The sequence below is a fragment of the Pseudobacteroides cellulosolvens ATCC 35603 = DSM 2933 genome (assembly GCF_001262605.1).
In the GTDB taxonomy this organism is placed as follows: Bacteria; Bacillota; Clostridia; order Acetivibrionales; family DSM-2933; genus Pseudobacteroides; species Pseudobacteroides cellulosolvens.
On record NZ_LGTC01000001.1, the window covers coordinates 1,485,202 to 1,508,532 of the forward strand.

Sequence of the window (23,331 nt, forward strand, 5' to 3'; positions counted from 1 at the left end):
GCCTCTCATATTTCACCATGAAATGTTCTGTTCACTACCTCCAGCTGCTGCTTTTTAGATAACCTGTTGAAATTTACTGCATACCCGGAAACCCTTACAGTCATTTGAGGATATTTTGCAGGATCCTTCATAGCTTCTTCCAATATACTTCTCTCCATTATGTTTATATTCACATGATGTCCGCCTAATGCAAAATAACCGGCAAGTATTCCTGCCAGATTGGTTACCCTGGAGTTTGCTGACTTTCCAAGTGCATGAGGTATTATTGAAAGGGTGTAGGATATACCGTCAAGGCAGTATTCATACGGAATTTTTGCAAGTGTATTTAAAGATGCCAATATGCCGTTTGTATCCCTGCCATGCATTGGATTGGCACCTGGAGCAAAAGCCTCCCCTTTTATTCTTCCATCAGGGGTAGAGCCTGTTTTGCTTCCATAAACAACATTTGATGTTATTGTAAGCACTGAAAGGGTATGCTTTGCCCCCCTTAATGTTTTATGCTTTTCAAGGCTTTTGTAGAAATTCTTAACAATGCTTACTGCTATCTTATCAACCCTGTCATCATCATTTCCGTATTTAGGAAAATCTCCCTCAATCTCGAAATCAGTTATAATACCTCTTTCATCCCTTATAGCCTTGACCTTGCCGTACTTAATAGCACTCAATGAATCTGCTATTACAGAAAGACCGGCTATACCGAAGGCCATAAACCTTCTCACATCTGTATCATGAAGTGCCATCATGAGCCTTTCATATGCATATTTGTCGTGCATGTAATGGATGGCATTCATTGTATTTACATAAAGCCCTGCAAGCCATTCCTGCAGTTCTTCATATTTATTTAAAACAGTTTTATAGTCCAAATATTCTCCTTCATAAGGAGCCGACAATGGTGCCACCTGATCCCCTGTGACTTCATCCCTTCCACCGTTTAAAGCCATGAGAAGAAGCTTTGGAAGATTGCATCTTGCACCGAAGTACTGCATGTCACGCCCGATTCTCATAGCTGATACACAGCATGAGATACCATAATCATCACCAAAAGCAGGCCTCATTATGTCATCATTTTCATACTGCAAAGTACAAGTATCTATTGATACCTTTGCACAGAAATTTTTAAAGTTTGTAGGAAGACCATTTGACCACAATATAGTAAGATTTGGCTCCGGGGAAGATCCAATATTGTAAAGTGATTGCAAAAACCTGTATGAGGTCTTTGTGACCATATGCCTCCCATCTTCACACATTCCGCCGATTGACTCGGTTATCCAAACAGGATCTCCTGCAAAGAGTTCGTTGTATTCAGGAGTCCTAAGATGTCTTATCATCCTGAGCTTGATTATAAACTGATCAACAAGCTCCTGTGCCTCATCTTCCGTCAGCTTTCCTTCCTTTATATCCCTCTCAATGTATATATCAAAAAATGTGCTCATTCTTCCTAATGAGTTTGCAGCACCGTTTGTTTCCTTCATTGCACCCAAAAATGCCAGATAAGTCCACTGAAACGCTTCATATGCATTTTGGGCAGGCTTCGATATGTCAAACCCATATGAATTTGCCATGAGCTTTAACTCATTTAAAGATTTAATCTGCTCTTGAAGTTCTTCCCTTGAGCGTAATATACTTTCGTCAAATACCGATGGTACAAGTTCACTAAGCTCTTTTGACTTTTCTTCAATAAGCTTATCAACGCCATAAAGTGCCACCCTTCTGTAATCGCCAATCAAACGCCCTCTTCCGTATGCGTCTGGCAGTCCTGTTATAACTCCGGACTTTCTGGCTTTTTTCATTTCAGGTGTATATACATCAAAAACTCCATCATTATGGGTTTTGCTATAATTTGTAAATACCTCTTCAATTTTATCTGACAGTTTATATCCGTATTTTTCACATGCCTGTTTTGCCATTCTAATGCCGCCGTAAGGAACAACAGCACGCTTTAATGGTTTATCGGTCTGAATTCCCTTGATAACTTCAAGTCCTTGATCAATATAGCCTGGTGCAAAGCTGTTTATGCCTGATATAATATCAGTTTCAATGTCAAGCACTCCGCCCTTTTTTGACTCTTCGCCGATTAATTCCTTGCATCTGTCCCATAAACGCCTTGTCTTAAAAGTGGCTTTTGCCAAAAATGAATCATCACCATCATAGGGCTTATAGTTTTCTACAATAAACCCTCTTAAATCTATTCTTTGCTTCCAATCCAACCCCATAAATCCATTCCAATAATTCCAAGTCATAGCGAACATCCTCCTTACTGCAAAATCTCCCAGGCCTTAATTTTATAAATATTAAAAAACAGAAAACCGCCTGAATAACTTTTAATATCAGTCACCCAGGCGGTCGGCTTTTTAATAATCGTACTTCCATGTGGTAAACTCCACTTCCGCCAGTCATACGATATGTAATAACTCAAAATATATTAAGTTTACAATTAGATTTACCCATAAAAACAACTCTTTAATCAAAACCAGAAAAGCAGTACAAAAAAACAAACAAAAAACGCCTGAATAACTAAACTGTTACCCAGGCGGTCGGCTCTTTATCAATCATACTCCCTATGGTAAACTCCATTTCCGCCAGTCATATGATCTCCTGATTAAAAAACTAATTTATATAATAATTATACTTTTTTAAACCAATTCTGTCAAATAAATTTTATTACTTCATTACTTCTTTATTACACCTTAAGATCTACATTGATATCGTCTACTTTATTTCTTTCCAGAACAGGATTAACATGTTCATTTATAAAATCAACCACCTGCTGAGGAGCTCTTCCAATGTAGTTTTTAGGCTCCAATACTGAATTAATTTCATCAAGGGTCATACCAAAAATAGGATCAGCAGCAATTCTCTCTACCAAATCGTTTTTATTTCCATGAACCTTAACCTGCTTTCCTGCTTCCATAGAGTAGACACGAATCTTCTCGTGAAGCTCCTGCCTGTCTCCGCCGCGTTTAACAGCCTCCATCATGATGTTTTCTGTAGCCATGAAAGGAAGTTCTTCCATTATGTGCTTTTCTATTACCTTCGGATAAACTACCATTCCATCTGTAACATTTATATAAATATTAAGAATTGAATCTACCGCAAGGAATGCCTCTGGAATACTGATTCTCCTATTTGCAGAGTCATCCAATGTTCTCTCAAACCACTGGGTTGATGCCGTTATTGCAGGATTTAGTGCATTTATTATCACATATCTTGCAATTGATGAAATCCTTTCGGATCTCATTGGATTTCTTTTATATGCCATGGCTGAAGAACCTATCTGGCTTTTTTCAAATGGCTCTTCCATTTCCTTCATGCTTTGTAAAAGCCTCATATCGTTACTGAATTTGTATGCACTTTGTGCTATACCGCTAAGTACGTTGAGCACCTTAGAGTCAAGCTTTCTTGAATAGGTTTGTCCCGATACAGGAAATACGCTGTCAAATCCCAACTTATTTGCAATACGCTTTTCAAGTTCCTTAACCTTTTCATGATCATTGTCAAAGAGGTTTAAAAAGCTTGCCTGGGTTCCGGTTGTTCCCTTTGAACCAAGCATTCTCATGTTTGACAGTACATAATCAAGATCTTCCAAATCCATTAAAATATCCTGGAGCCATAAGCATGCTCTTTTACCCACTGTAACAAGCTGTGCAGGCTGATAATGTGTAAAGCCCAAGGTTGGTAAGTCTTTATTTTCCATGGCAAAACCGGAAAGCTTTTTGATAAGAACAATAAGTTTACTTTTTACAAGCTTCAATGCATCCCTCATTACAATTACATCTGTGTTGTCACCAACATAGCACGAAGTTGCACCTAAATGGATTATACCCTTGGCTTTCTGGCACTGCTCACCATATGCATGAATATGTGCCATAACATCATGCCTGAATTCCTTTTCCTTCTGCTGTGCTACTTCATAATTTATGGAATCCTTAAATTTTATAAGCTCCTGGATCTGTTCGTCTGTTATATTAAGTCCAAGCTCTTTTTCTGCTTCAGCCAATGCAATCCAAAGCCTTCTCCATGTTTTGAACTTGGTATCATTCGAAAAAAGCTCCTGCATTTCACTGCTGGCATACCTTGAATTAAAAGGGCTTTCATATACATTATTCAATTTATTTTCCTCCTACTGTTAATTAAAAACTAGTTTAAAATGATTTCTCACTTTTAATCTAATTATTTGACAATATTTTAACACACATAAAACATTATATAATTATTACTATATAAAATTCAATGCTTTTATTAAACAAAATCATGAAATGATTTTGTCAACTTCGAAAAACACAAAAAAATTGCGGGATTATTATCCCGCCCAGATATTTATGAATATGAGATTGATTATGTACATATATTAAAACTAGCAATTAATGTAAGATTAATTGATGCTTAACAATGCACAAGTTCCATTATATTATGTGTTTAAGAATTTTTCAATTCTATTTAATCCTTCTGTAATATTTTTTATTGATGTTGCATAGGATAATCTTACATGAATGTCAGTTCCGAAGCCTGATCCGGGAACTAATGCAACATTTGCTTTTTCTAAAAGAATATTTGCAAAATCATCTGATCCGTTAATTTTTTTGCCGTATAATTCTTTACCTATAATCTTTGAAATGTTCATCATAACATAAAATGCACCATTTGGCTTTATGCATGACAAACCTGGTATTGAGTTAATTCTTTCGACCATATAGTCTCTTCTTTTAATAAATTCACCAACCATCATGGTAACTTCATCCTGCGGGCCGTTAAGAGCTGCTTCAGCAGCCTTCTGTGCTATTGAATTGGGATTTGAAGTTGCATGGCTCTGAACATTACCCATTATCTCAGCGATTTTAGCATTTGATGCTGTATATCCTATTCTCCAGCCAGTCATTGAATATGATTTAGCCATACCGTTTACAACTATTGTAAGATCCTTTATTTTATCGTTAAATGAAGCTATGCTTACATGCTCATAACCGTCATATATAAGCTTTTCATAAATCTCGTCGGAAATTACGTAAATTTCTTTTTTAACAGCCAAATCTGCAATAGCTTGAAGCTCTTCCTTTGAATACACCATCCCTGTAGGATTGCTTGGGCTGTTAATAACAATTGCTCTTGTTTTTGGTGTAATAGCTGCTTCCAACTGTTCTATTGTGAACTTAAATCCACTTTCTTCAGTTGTATTAAGTACTACAGGTACACCGTCAGCCAGCTTTACCATTTCAGGATAACTAACCCAGTAAGGTGCCGGAATAATAACCTCATCCCCAACATTGCAAATCGCCTGAAAAGCATTAACCAATGAGTGCTTAGCACCATTGCTTATTACAATATTGGAAGGAGTGTAAATAAGACCGTTGTCTTTTTCGAATTTTTTGCAAACAGCCTGTTTTAACTCCAAAGTACCTGATGCAGGAGTATATTTTGTAAAACCATCATTTATAGCTTTAATTGCAGCTTCCTTTATATGGTTTGGAGTATCGAAATCAGGTTCCCCTGCCCCAAATCCGATAACATCTATACCGTCCGCTTTCATTTTTTTCGCTTTTGCATCTATGGCTAAAGTTGATGATGGACTAATTGACAACGCCTTTGTTGATAATTTCATAGACTTCCCTCCAAAATAATTTATATTAAAACTATTTTAATATATTATATTCTTTTTTGCAAGTTTATGTTATTAATTATTCAAAAAATAAATATTGAGTAATCCCATATTTATCATTTTAGGATATTTCCCAATATTCATTATAAAAATTTTGCAATTTTCAATTTATCATTATTTATTTTGGCTATCTATCATATGTTTTTTTATGACCCTGTTAGCGTAAAAATTAACAATAAGCCCCATAACACTTAATGTGAATGTCGGAAGCAAAATAAGAGCCACAATCATTTGCATCATAATAAACACCGAGAATACGGCACATAACAATATTATAAGAAGGTTTGGAAGAAACATTGCTATTGCAAATAGAAAAGCGTTTCTGTAAATATCCCTTATTCTAAGTTCAAAAGTAATCATTATCTGATAAGTATAAATTTGCATCATTGTGAAAATGATAAGAAATACTCCCTGAATAGCAACTGCTATGTTCATCAATAAAGACTTTTCACTCTGTCCTAAATACCAGGCGAAGCTCCCGGAAATTGCACTAAATACCGCAAGATTTATAACTGTTATTATAAGTGATTGTTTGAGGTTCTTCTTTGCTATTTGCAGGTAGTCATGCCATACGAATGCATGCTCTTCCCTGGAAAAGTTTCTTAAAACATATGTAAATCCGCTTTGGAAAGGTCCTGCAGCTACAAGATTAAAAGAAATCATAAAGGCTGCAAATGAAAGCCAAATATGAACCGGATAATTCTTAGATTCAAATAATGAACTAAGAAAATTGGCGGATATCAAAAGTGCTATTAGTATAGCAGGAAAGCTGCAAAGAAAATGAACCAAGTTCAACTGCAGCAATTTATAAAACTTTCTTGTATATACCCCGAAAAAGACCAATAAAACATTCTTTGGTGGTGCATCCTTCTCTACTCCAGGTCCTACCCTGTCCGGACTAAATCTGTCAAAAAAACCCATACTTAACTCCTTTTTATTTTTATTTGATTAAAAATTGATTTTACTTAATAATAAATTTACAGTAAAATCATTTATTCCAATTGACATTGAACTTATATAACTTTAATAAAGTTTATTTTACCATTTTGAAAGCTTTACATCTCCCCATACTCCCATCTTCTCGCCAACAATAATTATAACGCCTTCTATACCTTTAATGGAAGCTGCAAAAGAAATACCCTTTTCAATATCTCCCGCATCCTTTACCAGATTGCCTGTAGCAGTCGCTGCTGCATCAGCAAGAAATGTATCTTTTGACACAATCACTGCAGCATCAGCTCGTCCAAAACTTAATGAATGACCTACAGTTCCTGATGAAGTGCACACCCCTATCGGGGTATTTTCAGATTTTATCTCAAGTGCAATTTTTCCGCTTAATGGCGAGCTGCCGGCATATATGCCTATTTTTCTTGTTGAATTGGACTTGATAAACAAATCCCCTCCATTTTCAACAATAACCTCTTTTGATTCATCAAGGAGCTTTAGACCCACCAACTCACTAAAAGCACCTGCTACAGCTGCCATAGGCCCTACGCCTGCCTTACGGGCAGCATCACACATCCTATCAACAATATATGGATGAGACCCAATAGGGTTTATTGGCTCCAAGCTCTTTAAAAACACGGGATCCCTTTTAATATATTCTTCAAGCTGTCTTCTATACTCTTTGATCCATTTATATGCCAAGTCGCCAAGATCCTTGTCTGCTCCAATCTTAAGGTCGGTTTCCATCACTGCTGTATCAAAAAATACCAAGTTGCTCCCGGAAAAACTATCCCTGTAAATCCGCTTTTCATACATAATTAAGCACCTATATTTATAGTGAGGCATGCCCCAAATATAACTTCCCGTATAATTTCGCTTTCGTGTTAACTTAACTCGTGAACACACGCTCAAAACGGTAAGTAATATTTCAATCATGCCTGAGTTTAAATTGAAACACACATAACATTTAAAGGACATGATTTTACGCAAAGCTCGCACACCAGGCACTTTTCCTTATCAAAGGTCAGGCTCCAGTCAGCCTTGTCCATTGAAAGTGCATTTGATGGACATACCGCAGTACAAGCACCGCAATGTATACAATCATCTTCCTGCCATATTATAGTCTTTGTGAACAATTTATATTTAATACCCTGTTCCTCTACAAACTTCAGCCCGTTTTCTATATCTTCCTCTTCACCTTCAATATCAAGTACGAGCTTTCCCATTTTATTCAAGTTTATATCTGCGTGAAGTATATTTATAACCAGATTGAAATCCTTAACGAGGTGATATGTTATTGGTTTACCTACATCCCCTGCAGGATAAATCAGAGATACCTTAATCTTTTTCATTTGATTCCCCCCTAATGTCCAATGTGTTCATCCTGTTTTCTCTTGGGATATTTGAAACAGGCTGGGTTAGTAAAAACTCACCGGTTTTTATTTGCTGCTTCAGAAGCTCGGCAATTTCCCGTGCCTTTTTAAGGCTGGACATTGGTGCTGTTGGAATAATCCTGCCGTTAATCTCTACGCTGCCGCTCCTAAGCTCAGCATAACTAACACTTTTTATTACAGGTCTTGATCTTTTTTGAACACTGTAATCATATATATTTGTAAATATTTCACTATCCCTTATCGTAGTATACTTAAGAATTTCTTCATCCAGTATCGGAATTGGAATACCTATTCCTACAAACATACTTATACCATACTTTTCAAAAACCGCAGCCCTTATAAATCTCCTGTCCATTTTTTTGATATCACCAATTAATGTCAATGTTCCTGAAGATGCCAAAGGCACACCATTTTCCCCTCTGCTTTGCTCAGGGTTGTGCTGAGTACCTTCCCATGCTACATACCCTTGTGCTCCTCCTATGAAAACCCGAGTTCCTATTCCTATAGTCCTATAGTATGGGTCATTTAAGAGCGGACTTAACTGTCCTGCAGTACTATAAGTAACATTTCCCATCTGCGGAAGGAGAGTCCCCATATACGTGTATAGTATTTTTTCCGAAGTATTTGTTGCTGCATTATAGTTTTGATAAGCATTTCTCGGATTAAACATAAATGCCTGATTAATGTTGTCTTTATTTATATAAGTTGTAATTTCCTTTAACGGATAACAGTCAGTACCATAGCTTTCAGCATAGAGCTTAATATCCTTTCCGGATATCAAATCCTCTATAACATGTGCTCCGCCGTAATCCATTCCTTTTGTTTCTGATAGTTCCGTTGCTCCTATGTAAGCATCTACTGCTGCTATTCCTGCATAAGCCGGAACATCGTTTAACCATACCTTTCCCATTCTTATTGGTGGATCTGAGTGACCGAAATTTATAAACATGCCGCTTGAGCACATAGGTCCGAAAGTAGCTGTTGTAACAACATCAATTTCCTTTGCTGCTTTTTGAAGTCCCTTTTCCTCTACAATGCCAATAATTTCATCTGCTGTCACTACTACTGCTTTTCCTGATTTAATCTTTTCATTAATCTCATCAAAACTTTTATACCCCATTATTACATTCCTCTTTTTTAATATAATTATAATAAGTCATGCTTGAAAATACCCTCTATCAACTGATATAACGATATCGGTTCAATATCTTTATATATATTATAGGCATCTTATATTAATATTTCAAATTTTTTTTTAGTCAAGATCAAAAAATAACTTCTGCTATCAATTTGCTCATGTGTTGACTTAACTCATCAACACTCGCGTAGAAATCGAAAGTAATTTTTTAGTCATACTTATTATATACAAAAGCTTTACGCTAATAAGTTTCTATATTTCACAATCCAATACAAACGCAGAATATATACACCAGGTTTTGTTAATTCCATCTTTATAGATGTATATTTAATTATTGATGGATGTTGATGTACAATATTGACTCAACGCACTTTTTGGAGTAAAATTGGTATGTTAAGGGTATTTTTTCACTAACAATCGCTTCAGTAAATTCAATTTATATACAGATGATTCGTACAAATAAATATAATAATGTTTGGAACAAATAGATTTTAAAATAAAATGTGCTATAAAATATTATTATTCTATTTATAGCTTTATTTTTACAATAAGGGAGTTATTTGAATGGATATGCAATCTACACAGGAACAAATAAGTCTTATTTGGCCAAACGAAGGCAAGACACAAAACCATCACATGACTTATAGCCACGTTATGGTTGAAGACATGGCTTTAGAAGAGCTGGCAAAAGCCATTAACTTTAACAACAGATCTAAATTCAATGCTCCGGTCCTGATGTCCATGTTCACTGATGATGCTGAAATAATCAACTATCGTCTTGAAATAATAGAAGATTTTATCAATAATCCCGAGCTTGCTAGCGAGCTTGAAAACCTTCTACCTATGCTAACAGAGCTTTCCGACATATCACCAAGCAAGGGAATCGATGATTCACAGCTTTTAAGAGCTGTCAAACGGTTAGGAGAGCTTGACCTATATGTTAAATGCATACAACAGCTTCATTCAGTTTTATCAAGCACCAAAAAGAAGATTAAATCAAAAGGTCTTATTAAACTTCAGGAAATGCTTAAAGATATCATAGATGCGACTATATTCAGATCACTTGCTGAACGTCTTCCAAAGCTGCGTGCAAACTTTGAAGGGCTTTCCAGCGTAACTGTCGGTATCAACTTGGATGCACAGTTAAGACCTGTTGAGGCTACCCTGCTTTCAATTAACAAGCAAAAATTTAAAGGTGAGCCTTTCTTAGAAAAAATATTTAACAAAAAAAAGAATACTCAGGATTTTACAGGTATTGCAGAACTTCATAGCCTTGAAGACACTAATATCAACTGGGGTGTGAATAATGCCAGTGGCTCTGCCTTAAAATTATTTTCCCATAAAAATTCCTATTTAAAGGGCAAGGATCCCATAAGCAGCATAGCACTTACCCAGACTCTTTTCAATGATCTTAAACCTATACTTGAGAACACAATAAAGCCTATTTCCTCGGAAATAGCTTATTTTACAAAAATAAATTCAGGCTTTTTAGCCAAATTGGAACCTGAATTAAGATTCTTTATAGGTTCTGCCAAGTTTATCGCAAGAATCCAGGCTTTAGGGCTTCATATGTGCAGACCGGAAATTGTTTCAAAGGAACAGCGGATATTTAATGTTGAAGGAATATATAATATAAATCTGGCATTAAGTATGCATTATAAACAGCCCTCAGTATTTTTGACCAGCATGATTGTCACCAATGAAGTAAATTTTGATAATACTGGCCGAATATTTATACTCACTGGTCCTAACAGAGGTGGAAAAACCACCTACACCCAGGCAATCGGGCTTACTCAGATTATGGCTCAAATTGGTCTCTATATTCCTGCTTCCAAGGCTAAGATAAGCCCTGTCGATATGATATATACCCATTTTCCTACAGAAGAAAAACCAGATTCAAACTTAGGAAGGCTTGGTGAAGAGTCCAGACGATTGGAGGAAATATTTAAAAAGGCTACACGTTATAGTCTTGTTTTATTAAATGAATCCTTGTCCAGCACTAGTGCAGGTGAAAGCTTGTATATAGCAAAAGATATAGTTTGTGCACTAAAGCTATTAGGCGTAAGAGCAGTGTTTGCAACTCACTTACATGACCTTGCCCTCGATCTGGACTTTTTTAATAAAAACAAGCTTGGCGACAGCAGAGTTATCAGCCTTGTATCAGGTGTATACAATGTTGATGACACAATAAAGAACATCAATGAAATCGCCATAAGGACATACAAAATAATTCCTGGTCCTCCTCTTGGAAACAGCTACGCCAGGGATATTGCCTCCCGGTTTGGAATTAGCCTTGATAATCTTGTAAAAACTTTGAAGGAAAGAGATGTTATTGATAAAAATGTTGATATAAAAGACTTTAATAAAAAAAAGTAAGGCAATCATAATTAACATAAAAACTAGAAAATATTTTACCAAAAGTACTTACTTTTTATATTTGGATATGCTATAATAATATTGAGGTTAAATAATTCCCCTACTAACGGGTATAAGGAGATATAAGTAGAACCTTATGAAACAGGGCAAAGTCTTTGAAAGAAGATGACGCAAAGCCGTGGGTCTAAAGCTAAAAGCTATGATTGCCAGGTCGCCATTAAAAGCTTCTGTTTATACTCTTTAAAATAAATTAAAGGAAATTAGGTAATATGATATTTCCTTATACCACTTTTTTTTAGTAGAGAAAGTTTAAATTGTATTTAAAGCACATTTAGATGTGCTTTTTTTGATGTTTAGGAAATTATGGTGTATACTATACTACACCACAATTCATAATATATTTATATCATATCAGTATATCATGAGTATAATATCTCTCATTCACATTTTTTATTAAGTCAGATATGTTTTCAATGTAATATAAATAAAGTTCATGCAGTGCCCTAGTACATACTGTGTAAAGAAGCCTTCTATCCTCCTCTTTGGAATAATCACTATCCTCAATAGAATTTACTAAAACAGCATCAAATTCAAGCCCTTTGGCTAGATATGATGGTATTACCACAACACCTCCGCGGTATATCTCATTTTGATTGGAAATGAGGGTTATGTCCACATATGAATTTACAGATTTATACAATTCTTCGCATTGGCCGGCAGTTTTACAGATAACTGCTATCAGCTTAAAACCCTTTTCTTTTAGATTGATGATATCCTCAGCAATCCTTCTAGATGAATTACTTTTATCAACCTTTATAATCCTGGGTTTATCGCCATGTCGGTTTAACTGTTCCAAATTATTTTGGGTATTAAGAATTTCCCTGCAAAAATCCGCAATCTCTTTGCTTGATCGGTAACTTTTTGTTAATGATATGCTATTAGCATCTTGTGCATTGAACGTTTCAGAGATGGCACCAAAACTTCCTATGTTCATGTATCCGTTAACTGATTGATTCAGATCACCCAGTATAGTCATATTGGAATGTTCAAAGGCCTTTTTGATAATTTCATAATGTATGACTGTATAGTCCTGAGCCTCATCAATAATCACATGTTTTACTGATTTTGTATCACTTACCGTATCAAGTACGGTTTTTAGCAATATAATCGGTGCCACATCCTCATAATTGATTATATTCCTTTGCAATTGTCGAATTGTATAATTGGCAATACTTATGAAGCCATCACTTTCCTTTTCATCAACAGGCTTTGCAAAGTTCTCGATATTCCTGAATAAATCAATGTATAACAAATAAATATCAAAATATGTCATTTGCATTATATCCACTTTTAGAGGCTCAATTTCTTCCCTAGCTTTACGCTCTGCCAATTTTTTCTCTTCTTCTGGGAGTGCCTCTTCCTGCAAATTATTTTCCTTAATATAATTATCCAATAGTTCCTTAATTCGTTTTTCTTCATGCTGTTCTAATAGATAAAACAGCCTTTGACGCAGTTTTTCCAGCCTTTTTGCAAAGGAAAAATGAAAATAATCTTCCTTAAATGTTCTTAAAATCTCGTCGGCGGATATAATAAGAGTACCTTTGCAAATCAAGTTTTTAAATTTTGTGCTCATACCATCTTCAATATGTTGCATATATCTTTTTAAGATATTGAGAAACTGCGATGATGCTTTGAATTTAATAGAGCGTAGCCTTCTTTTATCAAGATTACGTGCCAATATATATTCCATTTGCTGATTCATGGTTTCTATCCTATATCTGGAGTCAAACATGTTCTCAAAAAAATCAATAAAAGTGCTCCTTCTTATGTTTTCTTCTCCTAATTCAGGTAGAACATTGGAAATATAATCCTCAAACACATGGTTTGGCGAAAAAACAAGAATATTATCCGATTTCATATTTTCCCTGTATTTATATAACAGATATGCTGCTCTATGAAGTGCAATGGAAGTCTTTCCGCTGCCGGCGGGGCCCTCTACAATAAGAATCTTGTTTTGACTATTCCTTATTACAGCATTTTGCTCCCTTTGAATACTGGTCACAATAGTCTTCATCCTATTATCCGTGCTTTTCCCCAAAATGTCTTTGAGCATTTCATCATTTATACTTAAACTGCTGTCAAACATGTAGACAATGTTCATATTTTCAATTTTGTATTGCCTTTTAAGCAGCAATTTCCCACCAATTGAGCCTGCAGGACAATCATAGCTGCATTCACCGATTTCATAGTCATAAAACATGCTGGATATTGGTGCCCTCCAGTCATAAACGAGAATGTCCATATTATTGTTTGTGCTTAATGTATATATTCCAATGTAAATTTTTTCTGCCTCTTCCTCCCCATTTTCAATGAAGTCTACTCTTCCAAAATACGGACTTTCATACATCTTTTCAAGCCGGCTTACCTTATCCGTTGATAATTTGTACTTCCGGGCTTGATTATTTAGATCCATTTGATATTGCCACATCTGAGCAGGTGCTTCGAGGTCAAAGGAATTAGTGGGTGCACATCTTACATCCTCCCACATATTCTTCTGCATTTCTATAGCTTCTTTTTTGTAATTACTTGCAGCATTAACCCCATTATTAAGCTGAATACTTATTTCGTTGATAACTCTCCTAAGGTAGTCCTTTTCTAATTCCCATGTGTTTTTATCGGTTATCATCGTATTCCTCCTGTTTCTATGATACTTCTATGATATACACAATCGCTTCTTAATATAAGTCTGTTATTTAAATTTATCGCATGATATAATTAAACTGGAAGGAACAAAATCGCAACACCATAATTTCTCAAATAGAAAAAGCTGCTGCAAAACAAACTTTGAAGTTGTGCAACAGCCTTTAGAAATAGACTATACCAAAGCACCCAATATCAATATTTCTTCATTCTGACGATATATTGTGGGAAATTGAGTAATAGGCACCGGATTGACCCCCAAACCAACCTCAATTGTAAATCCCGGTCTTCTAAAATCCTGAACAAACCAGTCCTTATAGCCTGCGTATGATGCCTCTGCCGGATTATTGGATATTGCATAACCGCTGACCCTTCCAAAAAGCTCTGCAATGGTTTGTGTTTCAGGAGGCTCGAGGTTTTGGAACCCATAGTAAATCACCTGCCCTTGGGTATGATAAGCAATAATCAGCCTGAAATTACGGTTCCTTGTAAAATTCACCATTGCAGTAGATTCCGGTTCCGATAAAGGTGCAGGTCCACCATAGTCTCTTGGTGCAGGCCCGGTGATCCCTGCTTCAATCTCAAGCTCATGCTCCTTTTCCCATTCCGCAGGGTAATTAAGATTAATATCAACACCCCTGATATTTGCTTTCCATACGCTCGGAAGCGGACGTCCTGTTCTATTTATCCTTGCTGCCTCTGCATATGCCGGATTGGTATAGTTCGGCCAGTAATTCACCAGGTCAACTCCATCAGGATTAACCATGGGTACAATATAGATACTTGTCTGCCTCCATATATTAGGAACATTATATCCTCCTAAAAACCCACCGACAGAAAATGCTCTTGAGAAATTTTCTACAAATTTCATCAACACAGGTGTAGTTATCCATTCATTTGCATGATGGGAGGCATTGTAGGAAACCTGCTTTGTGCCTCGTCCCAGTCTTATATAGTATAAATTCTTACCCATAACGCTTCTTCCAGCTACACCAATCTCTATGAATGGATACCTTACTCTAAGTCCACGAATCTGCCTTTCCAATATCTCATATGTGTAGTCTATGTCTGTAAAAACAACATCAATTCCATACGGTACAATTATCTGCTGACCTATCCTTAATGCATTTGGGTTGATTCCCGGATTGGCAGTCAATATGGCATTTAAGGTTGTATTATACCTTCTTGCAATATTATATAATGAATCACCCTGCCTTATTACATATGTGTCATAACCAAGCAAAAGGTTTTCCATAATCGCCCATGTTGCCGGGCCAACAATTCCATCAGGTGTAAGTCCGTTATTCCTTTGAAAGGCTATAACTGCCTGCCTTGTATTATTCCCAAAAACTCCGTCAACCGCATCAATGCCATAACCAATCCTTCTTAAAAGGCTTTGAATCAGTTTTACATTTGGCCCTGTCGAGCCTAATCTTAATATTTCCATTATAATTACCATAGAATTCAATTCCTATTATATTCTATTATAATGGACTATAAAATGTGGCTGTCTATATCTTACATCATCCCTGTGGAAGAGGAACATAAATAGGTGCATAGTCTGCTGAAGTTTTGCCGAAATTCTGTGCAATAATAATTATATCAGACATATTTATTACACCATCATTATTTAAGTCCATTTCATAATTTACAACAGCCAATTTGCTGAAGGAAGATGCAGCAATCAATATAGCGTCTCCAATATTTATAGCTTCATCATTGTTTAAGTCACCTGGTATTAAGCCTATTGGGTTGCTTTTACTTGATATTGAAATACTATAGTAATTTATCGGAATTTTGGTAGTAACCCTTCTGGCTAAACATCCAGATTTAGAAATTTTAACAGTATACCCTTCTGAATTGGGTGCAACATCATTTATTATAAAGTACCCGTTTGTGTCTGATGTAGCATAATACTGTGTTCCTTCGAGTTCAACCTTAAAGCCTGATCCGTTCACATACCCGCTAATTGGCCTGCTTGACACAGTAGGTGCTCCTGAAGGGACAGGAGTATTTGTAGGCAATGAAGTAGGTGAACCTGAAGGTTTAACAGATGATGACGGACTTGGGACCGTAGTACCGTTTGGTTCATCACCAAACACCTTCACACCGTTATCGTAAACAGTTATATACTTATTCAATTTAGGAGTCTCCCCTTGCGGTGCAACGCCCTGGAAGGAGAAATCATTTGTGTTATCCCAGAACTTGGTATCCTTTGGTCCGGCTATTCTTACCTGTACTTCCTTTTTGTAGTTGGACTGCCCTCCGGGGTAAATCTTGGTCCCTGTAAAGTCAACCTCAACATAGTATATATTCTTTTCTGCATCATAGGGCTTAAGACTTGATGCCTTTCCCCCATCATTATAATTTGTTGAAACAACAATATCTTCTGCTTTATACCCTGCATTAATAGCTTCAGTTATATCCAAATAATATCTATATGATAATTTGTCTGCAACTTTTGCAGGCCAACCAGACCTGTTATTGGTCAATGATTTTATTTCTATGTAATTGTCACCCTTGCCGTTAATTGATGTTTCAACGAAGAATTCTTCGTTTGTAGGCTTTTCGATTGCATTGAAATCCGGTATGGGGGTTCCGCCGTATTTACCGACCATATATGATAATAATGCAACAAATCCTGCATTGTAGTCACACGCAACCTCATTGGCAGTAAAATCCTTAACTTCATCCTTGTAACCGTCAGACGAATTTGGTCCTCCTACAAGTGCACCATATAAAACATGCCTGTGATAATCGGGCACTGTGTCCTGATCGGACCATGAACCGTGTGCTGTTCTATGGTGCGGATGCTCAGGAGGATTGGTGCCGAATCCCACAACAAAACTTCTTCCAGCACTCCCTAACGCATAATCAATCTGGCTTTTCGCGAAGCTTTTATATGTTGCTGCCTTTGAAGCATCCGCTCCTGACCACTCAGCATATACACTTCCTAAAAACCCTTCGGTTGTGGCATACCTTAATGATCCCCATGTATCAAGCCAGGCCAATCCTTTAGGAGTATATGTTATCCTGTTTGCCCCTGCTCCCGTTGTCCAGAAGTCAAGGTGTCTTTCAAAGCATTCCTTATATAAAGGTTTATCAGTAGCCCTTGCAAGAAGCAATAAGGCACCCATAAGCTTATCATCCCAGCAGTGAGCCCATTTGTATTTTATAGTAGTACTTTGATTTTCCCTTGCCCAGTTAGGCTCATAGCTTTCAGCCTTTTTAAGGTATGTTTCGTCATTAGTAGCCAGGTATATCCACATGGAAGCCCATGTAAGTTCATCATAGAATCCGCTCCATGATTTGTAGAAACTTGCTGCTGCAGTATATCCTGTATCACTCTTTGTTGTATCGGCAAAAGCAAAGAGTTCTTTGGCATGCTTAAGGCATAGTGCAGAATATGTGGGATCTGTAGCCTTAAATATGGCTGATGCTGCAGCCAATGCTGCCGCAGCTTCACCAGCAACTGCCGATCCCGGGCTTGCCGAATCAACCTTATATGATGGTCGCTTCATTTGCATACATTCTGCAGGTCCCCACCAATTATGGTCAGGTCCTCCATCACCAACCTGGTAATAATACACATTGGGACTTGGATGGCATTTTATCAAATAATCCGTTGCCCATTTAATGTTATCCAGTATGTAGGGAAGCTGCCCGCTCTTTTCATAGCTGCTCCGGTTTTCGTAAACGCTCCATGATAACATTGTAGCAGTATATGCCATGGGAAGATTAAACTTGACATGGTCTCCTGCATCATACCATCCGCCTGTTAAATCCAGGCCCGAATCTGCTCCATCGGTCATTCCTGAGTCCCCACGCCAGTTTGTACGCATATTGTCAGGAAGTTTACCTGAACGCTGGAATTCATAGAACATTATTCCTTTCTGAAGAGCCTCACCATAGTTGTAGTCTGCTGCACCTGAAACTGTCTGGGGTACAATGATAGTTGACACTGCAAAAGCAATTGATAAAAGAAATGCCACTTTTCTGTTTGTTCTGTTCCTCTTACTCATACTTACCTCCTATATTTTTTCTATATAAAATAAAATACTTCACAAATAGTATTAATTTGTGAAGTGATAAATTAACATAATAATTTTATATAAAAATTATATCAAATTGCCATATAAACCGACAATTCATTCCATTGTCAAATAATTAATTTTTTGTTTAATTTTATTCATTCTATAAATGCTTTAAACTATACCAGGGCAATAACCTCGATTTCAATGAGAACATCTTTAGGAAGCCTTGCCACTTCTACCAACGATCTCGCAGGATAAGGTTCCTTAAAATACTGTCCATAGATATTGTTAATTGCAGTAAAATCATTCATATCCTTAACAAAGACAGTTGATTTTATAACATTTTTAAAGCTGCTGCCTGCATTAACCAAAATAGCATTTATGTTTTCTAGAACCTGCTTTGTCTGTGCCTCAATGCCGCCCTGTACAACCTGACCAGTAGCGGGATCAATGGGGATCTGGCCTGAGGTATATATAATGTCCCCTACCTTAATAGCCTGTGAATATGGACCAATAGCTTCGGGAGCCTTTTTTGTTGTAAGTACTTCCTTCTTCATATTTAATCATCCTTTCAAAGCCCATAAACCTCTTTTGAAGAGATAACTTTTATACTGCTCTTTTCCATAGCTGCAACGGCCTTTTCAGAATCTTCCACTCTTAATATAACAAGTGCTTCATCCTTCGCCTTGCCTATGAAAGCATACATATATTCAATTCCTATTGACTGACTCTCAAGTATATCCAATGCAGCAGCCAAACCTCCCGGTTTATCCTCTACAGCAATGGCTATAACGTTTGTGCTGCTAACTGTAAAACCGTTATTCTTTAAAACTGCTTCTGCCTTTTCAGGCTGGTTTACAATGAGTCTTAATATTCCAAAGTCTGTAGTATCAGCAATAGACAAGGCACTTATGTCTATTTCCTCATTACCAAGAGTTTTAGTTACTTCTGCAAGCCTTCCCGACTTGTTTTCAAGAAAAACAGATATTTGTTTTATCAGCATACCAAACCCTCCTATATTTATATTCTACTACATTTTCCTTTTATCTATAACTCTTTTTGCTTTACCTTCACTTCTTTCAATAGTCTTAGGTTCAACAAGCCTTATTTTAGCATTTATCCCAAGTGTACTTTCTATACCTTTTCTTATTTTTCCTTCAATTTCCTCAATCTTTTTAACCTCATCGGAGAAAAGTCCAGGTGTCATTTCTACTTGAATCTCCAGTATGTCAAGGTTATCTTTTCTATCGACAATCAACATATAATGCGGTGCAGTTTCACCTATTTCTAAAAGAACGCTCTCAATCTGGGATGGGAAAACATTAACACCTCTTATAATAAGCATGTCGTCAGTTCTACCTGTTACTTTATTCATTCTGACAGTGGTCCTTCCGCATTCGCAAACCTCTGTTTTAAGGACTGTAAGATCCCTTGTTCTGTATCTTATGAGCGGAAGCCCTTCTTTGGTGACAGTTGTAAATACAAGTTCACCCTTTTCACCAGGAGGAAGAACCTCTTCAGTCTCAGGATTGATTATTTCAGGTATAAAATGATCCTCCTGTATATGCATACCTGTCTTGCAATGGCACTCACTTGCCACGCCAGGGCCGATTATTTCGCTTAATCCATATATGTCTATTGCTAAAATACCAAGCCTGTCTTCAATTTCTTTTCTCATGTTTTCCGACCATGGCTCTGCACCAAAAACCCCCGCCCGAAGCTTGAGATCACCCTTTTTAAATCCAGCCTCTTCCAGAGCCTCTGCAAGATAAAGGGCATATGATGGAGTACATGCCAAATGTGTTGTTCCAAAGTCTTTCATTATCTGAAGCTGTCTTGATGTATTACCACCGGAGATTGGAATAACGGATGCTCCTACTCTTTCAGCACCATAATGTGCACCTAGTCCGCCTGTAAAAAGGCCATACCCGTAAGCTATCTGAATAAATGACTCCCTGTCAGCACCTGCTGATGTCAGAGTCCTTGCCATTACTTCAGCCCATGTATCAAGGTCTCTTCTTGTGTACCCTACAACAGTCTGCTTTCCTGTAGTACCGGAAGAAGCATGAATCCTTACGATTTCACTCATAGGTACTGCAAACAAACCATAAGGATAATTATCTCTCAAATCCTGTTTATAGGTAAAGGGCAGTTTCTTTAAATCATCAATAGATTTAATGTCACCGGGTTCTATTCCCTGCTTCTGCATTTTTGCTCTGTAAAAAGGTACATTGTGATATATTCTCTTTACAGTACTTACGAGTCTCTCGCTCTGGACTCTTCTCATCTCTTCTCTAGGCATACACTCATAGGTGGAATTCCAGTATTGCATCCTAAAACCTCCTTGAAATATTGAATCTGTGGCTTTACATATCACTTACACTGCAAGTCCGTATCCTGCTTCAAAAGCTTTGAAATTGATTTCCTGAAGCTTTGGCGGAACTGTTTCCTTGATTGACTCCATCCATATTTCCTTGTCAATTCCAGTTTCCTTTGCTAAAACTCCCAAAAGAACAACGTTAACTGCCTTTATATTTCCACATTCTCTGGCTATTGGCAAGGCATCCACTGCTATAGTTTTATTTACAACTCCATTTATTTTTCCAATAATGCCCTCAGGATATTTTTCTTTACCTAAAATTACAGGTATTGGATCAATCCTTTGCTCATTTATTATATAGCTTCCTCCATTTTTAAGATACTCCATCCACCTCAAAGCTTCCAATTGCTCAAAGGCAAGAATTATATCCGCTTCTCCCTTTTCAATGATGGGAGAATAAACTTTCTTTGCAAACTTGACATAAGTTACAACGCTGCCGCCCCTCTGTGCCATCCCATGTACCTCAGAAACCTTAACGTCAAAATTCATCTTCATTGCAACATTTCCTAAAATCCTGCTGGCTAAAAGTGTGCCCTGTCCGCCAACTCCAACTATCATTATATTAAGTTTATCCATTGTTTTCACCAGCCTTTTCTATTGCACCGAAATTGCACAGTTTAGTACAAAGTTCGCAGCCTATACATAATGCATCGTTTATTTCTATGTGATCCCCAACATTAACAAGTGCCGGACAGCCTATTGTGAAGCACTGCTTGCACTTTTTGCACTTATCCATGTTTATCTTCAAAGGTCCGCTATATTTAACTCCCTTTAACAATGCACACGGTCTTTGTGCAATTATGACCGAAGGTTCATCTGCTGAAGTTTCTTCTTTTACAACCTTGTCTAATTCCTTTAAGTTAAATGGATCAACGACTCTTACTCTGTCAATTCCCACTGCATTTGCAAGTTTAACAAGGTCAACCTGCCTGGTAGGCTCATTTTTAATGGTATAACCTGTTGTTGGATTATGTTGATGTCCTGTCATACCTGTAATTGAATTATCAAGTATCAGAACAGTAGAATTACCTTTATTATAAACAATATCAATAAGTCCTGTTATACCGGAGTGCATAAATGTTGAATCACCTATTACGGCTACAGTCTTTTTGCCAAACTCCTTGCCTCTGGCCTTTTCAAATCCATGGGCACCGCTAACACTAGATCCCATACATACGCACATATCCATTGTCTCGGTTGGAGGCAATGCTCCTAATGTATAACAGCCTATATCACCGCTGACAGTAAGCTTTTGTTTTTTAAGAACATAGTATGTTCCTCTGTGAGGGCAACCCGGACACATTACCGGCGGCCTCATAGGAGCATTCTCTTCTACTACTGCACCTTTTTTAGCTTGAGTGCCAAGGATTTTTTCCTTAATTATTTGGGAGCTTAACTCTCCGATGACAGGCAGACATTCCTTGCCAATAACCTTTATTCCCAACTTTAATATATGGTCTTCAATAAAAGGCTCTAATTCTTCTATTACATAGAGGGTTTTAACTTCCTTAGCAAACTCTTTTATAAGTTTATCAGGAAGAGGATAAACCATGCCCAGCTTGAGATAGGATACATCCCGAAAGCTTCCCTTGCATATTGATATGCAACACCGCTGGTTATAATTCCGACATCCTTATTTCCCCACTCTATTTTATTTAAGGAAGATGTGTTTGAATCCTCCTTTAAAAGGCTCATTCTCTTTTCAACCTCAACATGCCTTTTTCTAGCCATAGCAGGCATCATTACATACTTGCCCGGATTTTTAACATAATCCTTAAGCTTATAGTCCACTTTTTCAGAAAGCTCAACTATGCTCTGTGAATGTGCAATCCTTGTTGAAAGCCTGACAATTACAGGACAGTCATACTTTTCGCTTATCTCGAAGGCTTGCCTCACATAATCCTTACATTCCTGGCTATCTGAAGGCTCAAGCATAGGCACCTTTGATGATCTTGCATAGAACCTGCTGTCCTGCTCATTCTGTGAACTGTGCATACCTGGATCATCGGCTACCATAATTACCAGTCCGCCGTTCACACCAGTATAGGATGCTGTAAACAAAGGATCCGCTGCCACATTAAGTCCAACATGCTTCATAGCACAAATGGAACGTGCACCTGCAACCGATGCACCTATAGCTACCTCTAAAGCAACCTTTTCATTAGGTGACCACTCGGCATAAATCTCATCATATTTCGCTATGTTCTCAGTTATTTCAGTACTTGGCGTACCGGGATAAGCTGCAGCAACAGTTACTCCAGCTTCATATGCACCCCTTGCAACCGCCTCATTACCAAGCATTAGTCTTTTCATTAAAATCCCCCATCTAAATAAATTCTTTTAAATAAATTCTTTTTAGTACTTCTCATCCTCAGAATATATTTCGTTGTCTTCACAGTATTCTATATGATCGTTTGGTTTATAATTTGGGTCCTTCAGGCTTATAAGCTTATCAATCCTTTCGATCAGCATTTTATCCAGGATTAATTTTTTTCTTAAAAGCATCAAAACCCCAATAGACGCTATTGGCAGAATTATTAAAAATGCAACAGCTAAAACAAATAAAAACATTTCCATGATTATCACCATATCTTATAGATATCCAACTGTAAAACTAGTTTTATAAAGTGAGTGAAATAGCCGAAATTGGGATATTTCAAGCGAGTTTATATAAACTTTACAGTTCGGTATCTTATCATGATGTCCAGGGA

Annotated in this window: 16 protein-coding genes, 1 pseudogene and 3 riboswitches; of the genes and pseudogenes, 1 reads left to right on the plus strand and 16 read right to left on the minus strand. The window is 37.0% G+C overall.

Annotation, left to right across the window (positions count from 1 at the left end; translation table 11 throughout):
- Nucleotides 1-5: 5 nt before the first annotated feature.
- The 7 genes from pflB to Bccel_RS06270 form a co-directional block, all read right to left on the minus strand.
- A complete protein-coding gene (pflB, locus tag Bccel_RS06240; RefSeq protein WP_036944320.1) occupies nt 6-2,240 on the minus strand; it encodes a formate C-acetyltransferase in 2,235 nt (744 codons plus the stop codon).
- A gap of 86 nt (nt 2,241-2,326) precedes the next feature.
- Nucleotides 2,327-2,407, minus strand: a riboswitch (ZMP/ZTP riboswitch).
- Nucleotides 2,408-2,517: 110 nt separating this feature from the next.
- Nucleotides 2,518-2,597: riboswitch (ZMP/ZTP riboswitch) on the minus strand.
- An 83-nt stretch (nt 2,598-2,680) separates the two neighbouring features.
- A complete protein-coding gene (gene purB / locus Bccel_RS06245; protein WP_036944318.1) occupies nt 2,681-4,108 on the minus strand; it encodes an adenylosuccinate lyase in 1,428 nt (475 codons plus the stop codon).
- 300 nt (nt 4,109-4,408) lie between these two features.
- Entirely contained in the window at nt 4,409-5,596 is a 1,188-nt protein-coding gene (locus Bccel_RS06250; RefSeq protein ID WP_036944317.1) for a pyridoxal phosphate-dependent aminotransferase, read from the minus strand.
- Nucleotides 5,597-5,767: 171 nt separating this feature from the next.
- Complete coding sequence (locus tag Bccel_RS06255) at nt 5,768-6,574, minus strand: YesL family protein (RefSeq protein ID WP_036944315.1); 807 nt, start codon at nt 6,572-6,574, stop codon at nt 5,768-5,770.
- A 117-nt stretch (nt 6,575-6,691) separates the two neighbouring features.
- Entirely contained in the window at nt 6,692-7,414 is a 723-nt protein-coding gene (locus tag Bccel_RS06260) for a UPF0280 family protein (protein WP_036944314.1), read from the minus strand.
- Nucleotides 7,415-7,542: 128 nt separating this feature from the next.
- Nucleotides 7,543-7,950, minus strand: coding sequence for an NIL domain-containing protein (locus Bccel_RS06265; RefSeq protein WP_036944313.1), 408 nt, complete (start codon nt 7,948-7,950; stop codon nt 7,543-7,545).
- Nucleotides 7,937-9,112 carry a homocysteine biosynthesis protein gene (locus Bccel_RS06270; protein WP_036944311.1) on the minus strand — a complete coding sequence of 392 codons (1,176 nt, stop codon included), beginning with the start codon at nt 9,110-9,112 and terminating at the stop codon, nt 7,937-7,939. The genes Bccel_RS06265 and Bccel_RS06270 overlap by 14 nt, the downstream gene beginning before the upstream one ends.
- Nucleotides 9,113-9,694: 582 nt before the next feature.
- Here Bccel_RS06270 and Bccel_RS06275 point away from each other — a divergent pair.
- On the plus strand, nt 9,695-11,506 hold the full coding sequence (locus Bccel_RS06275) for a MutS-related protein (protein ID WP_050753191.1): 1,812 nt from the start codon (nt 9,695-9,697) through the stop codon (nt 11,504-11,506).
- A 135-nt stretch (nt 11,507-11,641) separates the two neighbouring features.
- Nucleotides 11,642-11,725: riboswitch (cyclic di-GMP riboswitch) on the plus strand.
- A 187-nt stretch (nt 11,726-11,912) separates the two neighbouring features.
- On the opposite strand, the gene helD is transcribed toward Bccel_RS06275, so the two are convergent.
- The 9 genes and pseudogenes from helD to Bccel_RS06320 form a co-directional block, all read right to left on the minus strand.
- Nucleotides 11,913-14,192, minus strand: a complete 2,280-nt coding sequence (helD, locus tag Bccel_RS06280; RefSeq protein ID WP_036944310.1) for an RNA polymerase recycling motor HelD — start codon at nt 14,190-14,192, stop codon at nt 11,913-11,915.
- A gap of 189 nt (nt 14,193-14,381) precedes the next feature.
- The gene (locus Bccel_RS06285; protein WP_036944359.1) at nt 14,382-15,653 is read right to left on the minus strand and encodes a M14 family metallopeptidase; all 1,272 of its coding nucleotides are present in this window, start codon (nt 15,651-15,653) and stop codon (nt 14,382-14,384) included.
- Between the two features lie 76 nt (nt 15,654-15,729).
- Complete coding sequence (locus tag Bccel_RS06290) at nt 15,730-18,228, minus strand: glycoside hydrolase family 9 protein (protein ID WP_050753192.1); 2,499 nt, start codon at nt 18,226-18,228, stop codon at nt 15,730-15,732.
- A 188-nt stretch (nt 18,229-18,416) separates the two neighbouring features.
- Nucleotides 18,417-18,797, minus strand: a complete 381-nt coding sequence (locus Bccel_RS06295) for a RidA family protein (protein WP_036944309.1) — start codon at nt 18,795-18,797, stop codon at nt 18,417-18,419.
- A gap of 14 nt (nt 18,798-18,811) precedes the next feature.
- Nucleotides 18,812-19,243 carry an ACT domain-containing protein gene (locus tag Bccel_RS06300; protein ID WP_036944308.1) on the minus strand — a complete coding sequence of 144 codons (432 nt, stop codon included), beginning with the start codon at nt 19,241-19,243 and terminating at the stop codon, nt 18,812-18,814.
- 27 nt (nt 19,244-19,270) lie between these two features.
- On the minus strand, nt 19,271-20,572 hold the full coding sequence (locus Bccel_RS06305; RefSeq protein ID WP_036944306.1) for a phenylacetate--CoA ligase family protein: 1,302 nt from the start codon (nt 20,570-20,572) through the stop codon (nt 19,271-19,273).
- Nucleotides 20,573-20,617: 45 nt separating this feature from the next.
- Entirely contained in the window at nt 20,618-21,196 is a 579-nt protein-coding gene (locus Bccel_RS06310; RefSeq protein ID WP_036944304.1) for an indolepyruvate oxidoreductase subunit beta, read from the minus strand.
- Nucleotides 21,189-22,933 (minus strand): annotated as a pseudogene (iorA, locus tag Bccel_RS06315) (indolepyruvate ferredoxin oxidoreductase subunit alpha). Before iorA ends, Bccel_RS06310 begins: the two are co-directional and overlap by 8 nt.
- Before the next feature lie 42 nt (nt 22,934-22,975).
- Nucleotides 22,976-23,197, minus strand: a complete 222-nt coding sequence (locus Bccel_RS06320; RefSeq protein ID WP_036944302.1) for a hypothetical protein — start codon at nt 23,195-23,197, stop codon at nt 22,976-22,978.
- Nucleotides 23,198-23,331: the final 134 nt, after the last annotated feature.